The following is a 12,126-nucleotide window of genomic DNA, read 5'->3' on the forward strand; positions in this document are numbered from 1 at the left end:
TTCTCCGTACGCGCGCTTCGTCGCACGTTGAAAACGCGCACACTCCACTGTCGCCGCAAACGCGGCACACCTTCCCGAGGAGCCTTTTCACATGGCTTACGAACTCCATTACTGGAACGGATTGCAGGGCCGCGGCGAGTTCGTCCGGCTCGCGCTGGAAGATGCCGGCGCGCCATACATCGACGTCGCGCGTGAATCGGGTAAGCGCGGCTACGGCATGGACGCGATGATGAAAGTCCTGAACAGCAAGACCGAGCCGCACATCCCCTTCGCCCCGCCGTTCCTGAAAGACGGCGAGCTGATCGTGCCGCACGTCGCGAACATTCTGCTCTATCTCGGACCGAAGCTCGGACTCGCGCCGAAGGACGAAGGCCTGCGCTACGTCGCGCACGGCCTGCAACTGACGATCGCCGATTTCGTCACCGAAGTGCACGACACGCATCATCCGCTCGCGACCGATCTCTACTACGAGGATCAGATGGACGCGGCAAAGATCCGCACGCAGAATTTTCTCGACAAGCGCGTGCCGAAGTTCATGGAGTACTTCGAGCGCGTGCTGAAGCAGAACCCGCACGGCGACACGCAGATGATCGGCGATGCGGCGACTTACGTGGATCTTTCGGTCTTCCAGATCGTCGACGGCCTGCACTACGCTTTCCCGCGCGCAATGAAGAAGTTCGGCGCACAGTATCCGCGCGTCGCGGCGATTCACGACGCGGTCCTGCAAAGGCCGAACATCGCGGCTTACGTCGATTCCGAACGGCGTATCCCGTTCAACGAGTCGGGCATTTTCCGGCACTATCCCGAACTCGATCAGGACGCTTGAACCCCAACGCAACCCAGGAGCCAGCATGGTAGAAACGATTCCTTCCTTCGGTCTCGGCACGTTCCGCGTCGATGCCGCGAAAACCACGAACGCGGTCAAGAGCGCGCTCTCGATCGGTTACCGTCATATCGATACGGCGCAGTTCTACAACAACGAGGCTGCCGTCGGTCAGGGCGTGCGCGAATCGGGCGTGCCGCGCGACGACATCTGGGTCACGACGAAAGTCTGGTGGGAGCGGCTCTCGCGCGATGCGCTCATCGCGAGCCTGAAGGACAGTCACGCGAAGCTCGATATCGGCACGATCGATCTCGCGCTCGTGCACTGGCCGTCGCCCGACGGCGCGGTGCCGATCGCCGAAACGCTCGCCGCGATGCAGGAAGCACAGAAGCTCGGTCTGATCCGTCATTACGGCGTGTCGAATTTCACCGCGCCGCTGCTCGAAGAGGCGCTGCAGGCGCCGGGCGGCAAGGAGATCGTCACGAACCAGTTCGAGGTGAGCCCGTTTCTCGCGAACCGCAAGCTCGTCGACGCGACGCAGCAGCTCGGCGTCAAGGTGACCGCGTACATGCCGCTCGGCGAAGGCCGCGCGCATACGGACGCGACGCTCAAGGCGATCGCGCAAAAGCACAACGCGACGCCCGCGCAGGTGACCTTCGCGTGGCTCCTGTCGCGCGATATCGTGGTGCTGTCGGCATCGACGAATCGAGAGCATCAGCAGGCGAACTGGGACGCGCAGAAGCTGAAGCTCGACGCCGACGACATCGCAAAGATCGACGCGCTCGACGAAGGCAAGCGTCACGCGAATCCGCCGTTCGCGCCGAAGTGGTGACACGCACGCGTCCGACGCAGCCCGGCCGTGAACGCCGGGCTTTTTTGCGTCCGTCGCGGGCGTTTTCGAGCGCGTTCCGGCACGGCGCAATGCTATCCTTGCGAGTCGCTTATTCCGTTTGCTTCTAAGCTTTCCACGATTCAGCAAAAGTGCTCTCATTCCTGCTCAAGCTGCGGACTCGCGCGCAACGTCTCTTCCGTCTGTCGGACTCGCATACGATGCTCGTCTGGGCGGTCGTCGTCGGCGTGGCGGGCGCCTTCGCGACTTCCGTCTTTCGTGAAGGCATTCAGATCCTGCAACGTCTGCTGGGCAATCCTTCGGAAGGCCTCGTCGCGCTCGCGCATACCTTGCCCTGGCCCGTGCGGATCCTGCTGCCGGCCGTGGGCGGCCTCATCGCGGGTGCGTGTCTGCTGATCGCGCGCAAGCACGCGAGCAAGAACGCGAGCACGGACTACATGGAAGCCGTCACCATCGGCGATGGCGTCGTGCCCGTGTGGCAGAGTCTCTGGCGCAGCCTGTCCTCGCTCATCACGATTTCGAGCGGCGGTTCCATCGGCCGCGAAGGCTCGATGGTGCAGCTCGCCGCGCTCGCGTCGTCGCTCATCGGGCGCTGGGTCCACTTCGATCCGCCGCGCCTGCGCCTGCTCGTCGCCTGCGGCGCGGCCGCCGGTATCACGTCGGCGTATAACGCGCCCATCGCCGGCGCGTTCTTCGTCACGGAGCTCGTGCTCGGCTCAATGGCGATGGAGAGCTTCGGACCGATCGTCGTCTCGTCGGTCGTCGCCAATATCACGATGCGCGAGTTCGCCGGTTATCGCCCGCCATACGAGATGCCGGTGTTTCCGACCGTGACGGGTGTCGAAGTGCTGCTCTTCGTCGTGCTCGGGTTGTTGTCGGGCGTGCTCGCGCCACATTTTCTGCGCTTGCTCGCAGCATCGAGAAAGCGCTTTTCGACGCTGCCCTTGCCATTGCCGCTGCGCCTCGCGCTCGGCGGGCTGATCGTCGGCGTGATTTCGATCTGGTGGCCCGAGGTCTGGGGCAACGGTTATGAAGTCGTGAACTCGCTGCTGCACGAGCCGTGGACGTGGACCGCGCTGCTCACCGTGCTCGTCTTCAAGCTTATCGCGACGGCGGCCACCGCCGGCTCGGGCGCGGTCGGCGGCATCTTCACGCCGACGCTTTTCGTCGGCGCGGTGCTCGGCTGCCTGTACGGCATCGGCGTGCACACGATCTGGCCGGACTCGACGTCCGCGCCCTTCGCCTACGCGATGGTCGGCATGGGCGCGTTTCTCGCCGCCGCCACGCACGCGCCTCTCATGGCGATCCTGATGATCTTCGAGATGACGCTCTCGTATCAGGTCATGCTGCCGCTGATGGTCTCGTGCGTGATCGCCTACTTCATCGCGCGCACGTCCGAGCAGACGTCGATGTATGAAGTCACGCTGCGCCGCAATCGTGAAGAAAAAGAGCGCCTGCGCCTCGCCGCGACGCAGATGCGCGAGCTCGTCAAGCCTGCGGATACCGTCGTGCCGCTCACCGCGAACATCAAGGACATGACGCGCGTCTTCCTCGAATATCCGGTGAAGTATCTCTACGTGGTCGACGAAGCCGAGCGCTTTCGCGGCGTGGTCGCCCTGAAGGACATCACCTCCGATCTGCTCGACGAGCACGACACCAAAACCAAGACCGCCGCGGACTATCTCCAGCCGCAATTCGACGTCCTCACGCCCGACATGTCGCTCGGCGAGGCGCTCCAGCACTTCCTCGCATTCCAGGGCGAGCGGCTTCCGGTGATCGAGAAAAAGACGCAGCCGCTCCTGCTCGGCGTCGTGTACAAAACATCTCTTCTGGACGCATACTTCCGTTTGAACCCGACGTCGCGCTGAAACTGCGCAGCCATGCAATTTCGCGGCGCGCAATGACGCGTGCGCGCGTCTTTCGCGCGAGTCGGACCGACTTCAGAATTCACTCGAAATACGTCCGCGCGACGCCCACTCGTCGCGCCCGTGCGCGCATCGTCCGAACGGACCGCGCGCACGGCGGGCAGCGCATAGGCCCACCGGCATAGGCTTTGCTTGGTGCCTTACGCTGCTTACGTGAGGAGGGGTTGCCCGATGAAGACCTCAACGTTGTTGTCGATGGCCCTGGTTTCGGTCTCGTGCTATGCCGCGCCGCTGCACACGGGTTCGACGGACGAATCCACCGCCACCATTGCCGCGACGCGCGCCGCGCTGCGTGTGAACGCCGCGCCCGTTGCGCCGCCCGCGCCCGACGTCTCGGCGCAGGACCTCGATCACGCGCGCTGGCGTCACGTGCCGCTGCCCAAGTCCCGAGCGCCGAACCACGGCATGGCGAGCCAGCCCATTCAGGTGCAGACCTGACGCACTCTTATCACCACTGACTCGACTCTGGACCTCGGAATGACCGACACGCACGCAAACCACGCCTTGAACGACGAACCGATCGACGATGAAATCGCCCAGGTCCTGCGCCTCGTGAAGTATCCCGCCAACAAGGACGCGATCGTCGATGCAGCGCGCGAAGCGGGCGTCTCCAATGACGTCATCACCGTGTTCGACGGGCTGCCCGAACAGGATTACCCGGACGCGAACGCCGTCGAGCAACTGCTCGGCAGCAACGGCGGACCGGGCATTTCCGTCTGATCGTCTCCGTTGCGAACGAAATGGGCGCCGTTGCTCGCACGGTTCCGGTCAGGTCATACAAAACGTTATTCATCAAAGACTTAACGCCGATACGCGAGCCTTTTCAACACTGCTATCCACAGAAATTGTGGATAAGTCGGGCGTCGGATCGGCGAAGCTCGGGATGGCAAAAACGTGGCGCGATCCGCGTCGCTCAGGGATTGCGCCGCGAAATCAAGAAACTAGACGAGTCGCCAAGCGGTTTTCCACAGCCCTTTCCCCTTGCGCTGGGGATAAGTTATGCAGAGGCCGGCACGTGTGACGCGTCGTGAAGCGCACCTGACTTTTCCTTGGGCGTCAGTCATTTAGCAGACTTTTGGGCGCCTTTTCAACAGGGTGCTCCCCAGTTCGTGTGGACAACCCGCGACGTCATGCCCGCCGTCTGATCCCCGGAATTTATGCGCTTTGCTTTCTAATACGAAGTAACCGGGTGGCATAATCCCGCACTCCGGATTTGAACACGCCTTCCTCCATGCGCAGTCGCTTCCATCAACGAACGGGTTCAGTGCTGGCATTGCTCGCAATGCTGCTGATCACGTTCGCGCCGATGGTCTCGCAGCTGCTCGCGGCCGATGCGCGTGCCGGTGACCTGAGCGCCGAACTCTGCTCGGTGCATGGGTCGAAGGTCGCGCCAGCCGGCCATCACGCACCGGACACGCTCGCTCATCTCGACGATCAGGCCTGCGGCTACTGCCATTTCTTCGCGCATGCGCCCGCGATTTCGAGCGCACGCGCCTCAGCGACGCTCGATGTCCCGGCGCGCCGCACCGTCGTCGTCGCGCTCGTTAGCGTCGAGCGCCCCGCTCCTGCGTACACCACAGCGCAATCACGCGCTCCACCGGTTCTCATCTGACTTCGTCCAAACGGATCGATGCCATCGCGGCGTCGAATGGCGTCGCGCGCCGGTAGCGTCGCGCCACGCGTTTTCATCACGAATTCAAAGAAGAACCATGCTCACTCTTTCAGCGAGCGGCGGCTTCGTGCCGTCCGTACATCTGCACACGCACACGCGCGGCGATTGCGCGTCCCGATCCCTCGACATCGGGAGGACGCAACCATGAAGCGAGTCGTCCGGCAAAGCGCCCTCGTCACGGGCATCAGCATCACCGCGCTGTTCGCCACGCGCGCCTTCGCTCAAGCCGCACAAACCACGGAAACCGGCGAGCCTGCGGCGCTCCCCGCCGTGATCGTAAAGGGACAGGCGCAACATTCGCTGACATCGCAAAACGTCGCCGAGGAGAAGCGCGCGCTCGATCAGACGGTCGGCTCCGTCGGCTTCGTGGACAGCGCGGACTACCAGAACACCTACGCCTTCACGCTGCGCGACGTCCTCAAGAACGTGCCCGGCGTCTTCGTGCAGAACCGCTACGGACAGGAGCTGCGCGTGTCCATTCGCGGTTCGGGGCTTGCGCGCGGCTACCATACGCGCGGCCTCGAGATCCTGCAGGACGGCATTCCGACCAATCTCGCCGATGGCAGCGGCGACTATTACCAGATCGATCCGCTCGCGCTGCAGTCCGCCGATGTCTATAAAGGCGGCAACGGCCTGGCGTATGGATCGTCGATGATGGGCGGCGCGATCGATTTCGTGACCCCCAGCGCCTACACCGCCGATGCGCCCAACATCCTGCGGCTCGAAGGCGGCAGCTTCGGCACGGTGCGGGGCAGCGCGCAGTTTTCGCGCGTGATGGGGCCGCTGGATTTCATCGGCACGTTCTCCGTGAATCATGCAGACGGCTATCGCGATCACGAGCGCGGCCAGTACGAACAGTTCAACGCGAATATCGGCTATCGCTTCTCGCCGGATGTCGAGACGCGCTTCTATCTCGGCGCGTATGTCGTGGACCAGCAGCTTCCCGGCACGCTGTCGCTGAGCGACGCGCTGAACAACCCGACCAAGGCATCGCCGAGCGCACTTTCCGGCGATCAGGCGCGCGATACGCGCACCGAGCGCATCGCCAACAAGACGACGGTCAAGCTCGATGTCGGCCAGCTCGACTTCGTCACCTGGGCCATCCACAAGAGTCTGTATCACCCGATCTTCCAGGTCATCGATCAGGACGGCTGGACCTACGGCTTCGCGCCGCGCTATACCGCGACATTCAACGCCGGCGGGATGCGCAACGACGTCATCGCCGGCGCGCGCTTCTTCGGCGGCACCACGCAGGCGCGGCAGTACGTCAACGTGTCGGGCAACGAAGGCGCACAGACACTCGACTCGACGCAAAGCGCCTACAACTACGAGGCGTATGTCGAGGACCGCCTGTTCTTCCTGCCGACGGTCGCCCTGATGGCCGGTTTCAAGGCGTTGCGCGACGTGCGCAAGTACGTCGATCACGGCGGCCTCGCGGCCGACCCGAACTACAAGTCGGCGAGCGAGACGTTCAGCGGCGTGAATCCCAAGCTCGGCGTGATGTGGCAGCCGAATCGCGAGATCCAGGCGTATGTGGACATCACCCGCAGCCAGGACGTGCCCGATTTCACCGATCTCACGCAGACCTTCGCGAACACCACGCGCTTCACTCCGCTCACGTCGCAACACGCGTGGACGCTCGAACTCGGCACGCGCGGCACACGCGATCGCGTGAGCTGGGACCTCACCGCGTATCGTTCGCTCGTGCGCGACCAGTTGCTTCAATACACGACCAATCCCGACATACCTGCATCGACCTTCAATGCGAACAAGACGGTGCTGCAGGGCATCGAGGCGGGGGTATCGGTGGATGTGTGGCGTGACGTTACGCACCCGGGCGCCGGCGACAAGATCACGCTATCCGGCTTGTGGAATCTCAGCGACTTCCGCTTCAAGGACGATCCGCAGTACGGCAACAACCGCATCGCGGGCGTGCCGGTCAATGTGATTCGCGCGGTGCTCGGCTACTCGCGGCCCAACGGATTTCACGTGTCCGCATCGGTCGACTGGGTGCCGGCGGGCGCCTGGGCCGACGACGCCAACACGCTTCGCGTGCCGGGCTATACGCTCCTCGGCGTGCAGGCGGGAATGGATTTCCGCAACGGCCTGTCGGTCTTTCTCGATGCGCGCAATCTGACCAACAAGCGCTATGTGAGCGACATCAGCACTATCGCGAATGCGCAAACGGCGGCGTCGACGGCGATCTTTTATCCGGGCGAAGGCCGCAGTGTCTTCGCGGGCGTGCGGTACGCGTTCTAACCGCGCGGCAATCGACCGGCACGCGCGTCACCCGGTCAACTTCCCCGATACTGCGCCGCACTCGCCGGCGCAGGCGCGGCGGGCTTCTTCGCGCCCTTGTCCTTCGCCGCGCCGCTCGCCGCCGCATCCGAGGACATATAGGCCGGCGCCGCCTTCGCCTGCTGCTTCTGGCCGGCCGGCGGCGCGCTCGGCGGTCGTCCGATATCGGCGAGCATCTGCTGGCAAGGCAGCGGCTTGTTGTTGCTCGGCGCGATGAGCGGAATCAGGGCCGCGAACGGATTGATGAGGCCCAAGCCCACCGCGGCAGCACCGCGCAACGCCAGAACCGGACTCACGCCGACATGCGGATCCTTGAACGTGCCCTTCACGTAGAGGGGCGATCGCAACGAGAAGACGCGCAGGCCCTTCGTGTGCGGATGGACGCCGAGATCCATGTCCTCCGTCTTGAGATTGATGGTGCCGTCGACGTTGATGACCGCGTCGTCGGTATCGAGTGCGAAGACGCGCGAATCGAGCACGCCGTCGGTCACGACGAAATCCGCCGCCGCGCAGTTGATGTTCACATCGCGCTTGCCGAAGAGCTTTTCATACACGACGTTCGCCACGTTCAGCCCCGCCGCCTCCATGTACAGACGGCTGACGGTGCCCTGCGTGATAAGCGCCTTCACCTCGCCGTTCGATGTCGCCGCGAGCGCCGCGGGCGAATTGCCGGTGGCGGAGAGCGCTGCATCGCCGTTGATCTCCCCGAGCGCGGATTGCATCGTCTTCACGGTCGGGAAAAGCTGCTTGAGCTTAAGATGCCGTGCCTGCGCCGACACGCGGCCCTTGAGCGGCGCGGCGCTGCCGTCGAGATGAATGTTCGATGCGAGCGAGCCGCCCGCCACGCCGAACCTGAGCGGCTCGAACGAGAGCACGCCGTTCGTCATCAGAACGTGCGTGTACAGGTTGGTGATCGGCAGATCCGGATTTTTGATGATGCGCTCGCCGGTGAACTTCACGTCGGCGTCGATGGCCTTCCAGCGATCGGTCTTGAACTCTTCGGTCGGCAGGGCCTTCGACGTCGGCTGCTTTTCCGTCTCGCCGCGCTTGGCCTTGCTCGCGTTGGAATCGGCGCCGATGATCGGCGCGAGATCCTTGAACTGCAACAGATGCGACACGAGCTCGCCCTGCAAGAGCGGCCGCGGCTTCTTCCCGGCATAGACGAGCGATCCGTTGATGTCGCTGCCGCCCACGCGCCCGGTGAAGTTCTCGTAATGAAACACGTTGCCGTCTTCACGGAACTGGCCGGTGAGCCGCCCTTCGGTGGCGAACGGCGGCGTCTCGGGCAGCGTCACGCCGGTGAACGGATAGAGATGCGCCATGCTCACGGCCTGTATCCACAGCCGCAGATCGAGCGCGGCGAGATGCGCGGGATCGGTCACGGTGCCGACAAAGGCAATATGCGTATCGCCCAGGCGCACGTCGGCCTGCACCGGGAACGGACGCGTCGCGTCCTGCACGGCGAGCACGCCGCCCAGCTTGCCGTCGCCGGACACCTTGCCGCCGTTGTACGTGCCCTTCACGTTCCAGCCGAACGCGTACGGCGGAACCGGCGGCTTCGGCCCTTCCTTGGTCGTGATGCTGGTATTCGCCGACGTGCTCGCCGGGTTCGGCGCGGACGCGTTCGCGGCGGCAGCAGCCGATGCCGCCGACGCCGCCGACGCTTCGGACGCCGCCGCCGCATCGGCCTGCTTGTTGAGCTTTGTCGCGCCGCTCTTGCCGACCATTTCCGCCGACGACTTCGCGGACGCCGCTTCCTGCTGCTTCATCGCCTCGCCGATCGGCACGGGCTGCCCGAGCGTATCGACGACGACCTGCATCTCGGCCTTGGTGACTTCATCGTGCACGTCGACGGTGCCCTTCGCGAGCGAGATATCGCCGAGCTTCAGCTTCCAGGTGGACGGCTCGGTCGACTGCTTGAACTTGAAAGTCCAGTTGTTGCGATTGTCCTTGAGCCGCTCGATATCGATCGACGGATTCACGAGATTGATCGTCGGCACCACGATGTCGTGTGCGAGCAGCGGCAGCACGGCCACCTGAAAGTCGATCTCGTCGAGCGTTGCGAAGAATTTCTGGCGCGTCCAGTCGGGATTGGCGATGGTGATTTTTTCAGCGGAGAACCGCGGCCACGGCACCCAGCGTTTCCAGCCCGTTTCGTTGGGCGGACGGCGCCAGCCCACTTTCAGATCGCCCGTGATTTCGAAGCGCCGGCCGATCGCCTCGGATACTTTGTCGTCCACCCACGGCCGCAGACGGTTCCAGTCGAACGTCAGGAAGATGACTACCAGTATCGCGATCAGAACCGCCAGAACGGCAAAAAACCATGCGACGATCCTTCCGATTTTTCCGGTCGTTCTGGCCTGCGGCATGACGGCTCCATCCGTTTTTTCTCATCATGAGTGCGGCAGCACATAGTGTGCCCGTGCGGGCGTAGCGGTTATGTAGTCGTTGATCAGCCGTTGAGCAGCCGTTGAACGCCGAAATGTCCGTAAGATGTCGGCTCCGAAGAACGAGACCCCGACATCAATCGATGCCCGACGCGACATCGCCGCTTTTTGCGCCTTCGCCTCCCGTGGAACTCGTCGCCGCGCACGGCGTCGTGCGTCGCGACGCCCTGCGGGGCGCGGTGCTGCTGCATCCCACGGACTTCGCGCTTTATTCGGGCCAGCGCGCGGCGATCACCGGGCCGTCGGGCTCCGGCAAGAGCGTCTTCCTGCGCACGCTCGCGCTGCTCGATGCGTGCGACGCCGGCCATGTCACATGGCGCGGCGAGCGCATCGCGCGCTCGCGCATTCCGGCTTATCGGCGGCGCGTCGCCTATATCGCGCAGCGTCCCGCGATGCTCGATGGCACCGTCGAGGACAATCTGCGCTATCCGTTCACGCTGAAAACCTATCGGGACGCGCATTTCGATCCCGACACGGCGATGCGGCTGGCGCAGGCGGCCGGGCGCGGCGCAGACTTCCTCGACAAGCTCGCGGGCGATCTGTCGGGCGGCGAAGCGCAGATTGCGGCGCTCGTGCGCGTGCTGCAACTCGCGCCGGATGTGCTGCTCCTCGACGAGCCGACCGCATCGCTCGATCCGGCATCGGCGCGCTCGATCGAAGCGCTCGTCGGCGCCTGGTCCGACGCCGGCCCGCAGCGCGCGTGCATCTGGGTGTCGCACGACCCGGAGCAGGCGCGGCGCGTCGCGACGCGTCATTTGACGATGAACGCGGGCGTGCTCGGAGGCGAGACGCGATGAGCGGCTACCAGAACCTCAGTCTTTTCGATATCGGCCTCGCGGCGGCGTTGATTGTCGTCAATGGCGCGCTGTCGGTCGCGCTCGATCTCGGGCTCGAGCGCAAGCTGCTCGTCGCGGCGGTCCGGACCGTCGTCCAGCTGCTGCTGATCGGCTATGTGCTCGGCTGGGTGTTTGCGTTCGATCGCTGGTATGTGGTGCTGCCGCTGATGGCGTTGATGACGATCATCGCCGGCTTTGCCGCATCCGGCCGCGGGCGGCGGACATACGCGGGCCAGCGCGCGGACAGCATCGTGTCCATCTGGAGCAGTTCGTGGCTGATCGGCGCGTTCGGGCTCTTCATCGTGATTCGGATTCATCCGTGGTACGAGCCGCAATACGCCATCCCGATTCTCGGCATGATTCTCGGCAACACGCTGACAGGCGTGTCGCTCGGCATCGAGCGCATGACGGAGGAACTGACCGCCGGACGCGCGGCGGTCGAGATGTCGCTTGCGCTCGGCGCCTCGCGCTGGGAAGCGGCGCAGGGGCCCGCGCGCCAGGCCGTGCGCGCGGGCATGATTCCGACCCTGAACCAGATGGCCGTGGTCGGTCTCGTCAGCCTGCCGGGCATGATGACGGGCCAGGTGCTGGCCGGGCAGTCGCCGTTGCAGGCGGTGCGCTATCAGATCGTCATCATGTTTCTGATTGCGGCGGCGTCGGGGCTCGGCGTGGTCGGGGCCGTCGTGCTGACGTATCGGCGGCTCTTTTCGGCCGATCACCGGTTCATGGCGTCGAAGCTGGTGGAACGAAAACCCCGCAAGCGCCCCGCGTAGCTCACTCGCCGTTGTAAGCCCGCTCGAGCGCCGCGATATCGAGCTTGATCATCTCGCGCATCGCTTTCATGGTGCGATCGGCTTTCACCGGGTCCGGGTCCTGCAGCATCTTGAGCAGGCGCCTCGGCGCGACCTGCCACGTCACGCCGAAGCGATCCGTGAGCCAGCCGCAGGCCATCGACTGGCCGCCGTCCAACAGCTTGTCCCAGTAGTGGTCGATCTCTTCCTGCGTGTCGCATTTGATGAACATCGAGATGGCTGGCGTGAACTTGAATTCCGAGCCGCCGTTCAGCGCCAGGAACGCCTCGCCTTCCAGTTCGAACAGGACGGCGAGCACACTGCCCGCCGGTCCTGGACTCGACTCCGTATGACGCATGATCTCCGTGATGCGCGCATTCCTGAAGGTATCGACATAAAAGTTCACGGCCTCTTCGGCGTTGGCGCGTTCGAACCATAGACAGGGCGAAATCTTGTGCATGTGCGGATCTCCGTTCGTGGAATC

General features: G+C 64.2%; 11 protein-coding genes. 9 read left to right on the forward strand and 2 right to left on the reverse strand.

Annotated features, from left to right (window positions below; genetic code table 11):
• The first annotated feature begins 91 nt into the window (after window positions 1-91).
• The 7 genes from NCT32_RS07540 to NCT32_RS07570 all read left to right on the forward strand — a co-directional run bounded on the left by NCT32_RS07540 (window position 92) and on the right by NCT32_RS07570 (window position 7,529).
• On the forward strand, window positions 92-826 hold the full coding sequence (locus NCT32_RS07540) for a glutathione S-transferase (RefSeq protein ID WP_250490070.1): 735 nt from the start codon (window positions 92-94) through the stop codon (window positions 824-826).
• Window positions 827-851: 25 nt separating this feature from the next.
• Entirely contained in the window at window positions 852-1,655 is an 804-nt protein-coding gene (dkgB, locus tag NCT32_RS07545; protein WP_250490071.1) for a 2,5-didehydrogluconate reductase DkgB, read from the forward strand.
• Between the two features lie 149 nt (window positions 1,656-1,804).
• Window positions 1,805-3,541, forward strand: coding sequence for a ClcB-like voltage-gated chloride channel protein (locus tag NCT32_RS07550; protein ID WP_061121520.1), 1,737 nt, complete (start codon window positions 1,805-1,807; stop codon window positions 3,539-3,541).
• 228 nt (window positions 3,542-3,769) lie between these two features.
• On the forward strand, window positions 3,770-4,036 hold the full coding sequence (locus tag NCT32_RS07555; protein WP_061121521.1) for a hypothetical protein: 267 nt from the start codon (window positions 3,770-3,772) through the stop codon (window positions 4,034-4,036).
• Window positions 4,037-4,075: 39 nt separating this feature from the next.
• Complete coding sequence (locus NCT32_RS07560; protein WP_061121522.1) at window positions 4,076-4,318, forward strand: DUF2795 domain-containing protein; 243 nt, start codon at window positions 4,076-4,078, stop codon at window positions 4,316-4,318.
• Window positions 4,319-4,862: 544 nt separating this feature from the next.
• On the forward strand, window positions 4,863-5,210 hold the full coding sequence (locus NCT32_RS07565) for a DUF2946 family protein (protein WP_250490072.1): 348 nt from the start codon (window positions 4,863-4,865) through the stop codon (window positions 5,208-5,210).
• Window positions 5,211-5,414: 204 nt separating this feature from the next.
• Complete coding sequence (locus NCT32_RS07570; RefSeq protein ID WP_250490073.1) at window positions 5,415-7,529, forward strand: TonB-dependent receptor; 2,115 nt, start codon at window positions 5,415-5,417, stop codon at window positions 7,527-7,529.
• A 35-nt stretch (window positions 7,530-7,564) separates the two neighbouring features.
• Here the strand turns inward: NCT32_RS07570 and NCT32_RS07575 are convergent, their stop codons facing one another.
• Entirely contained in the window at window positions 7,565-9,937 is a 2,373-nt protein-coding gene (locus NCT32_RS07575; RefSeq protein ID WP_250490074.1) for an AsmA family protein, read from the reverse strand.
• Between the two features lie 161 nt (window positions 9,938-10,098).
• On the opposite strand from NCT32_RS07575, the gene NCT32_RS07580 reads away from it, so the two are divergent.
• Both NCT32_RS07580 and NCT32_RS07585 read left to right on the forward strand, forming a co-directional pair.
• Complete coding sequence (locus tag NCT32_RS07580) at window positions 10,099-10,812, forward strand: ATP-binding cassette domain-containing protein (protein WP_250490075.1); 714 nt, start codon at window positions 10,099-10,101, stop codon at window positions 10,810-10,812.
• The gene (locus NCT32_RS07585; RefSeq protein WP_061121527.1) at window positions 10,809-11,624 is read left to right on the forward strand and encodes an ABC transporter permease; all 816 of its coding nucleotides are present in this window, start codon (window positions 10,809-10,811) and stop codon (window positions 11,622-11,624) included. Before NCT32_RS07580 ends, NCT32_RS07585 begins: the two co-directional genes overlap by 4 nt.
• Window position 11,625: 1 nt before the next feature.
• On the opposite strand, the gene NCT32_RS07590 is transcribed toward NCT32_RS07585, so the two are convergent.
• Window positions 11,626-12,102: a VOC family protein gene (locus NCT32_RS07590; RefSeq protein ID WP_061121528.1), complete on the reverse strand. Its 477-nt coding sequence runs from the start codon at window positions 12,100-12,102 to the stop codon at window positions 11,626-11,628.
• Window positions 12,103-12,126 lie beyond the last annotated feature (24 nt).

Source organism: Caballeronia sp. INML2, from assembly GCF_023631365.1.
Taxonomy (GTDB): domain Bacteria; phylum Pseudomonadota; class Gammaproteobacteria; order Burkholderiales; family Burkholderiaceae; genus Caballeronia; species Caballeronia turbans.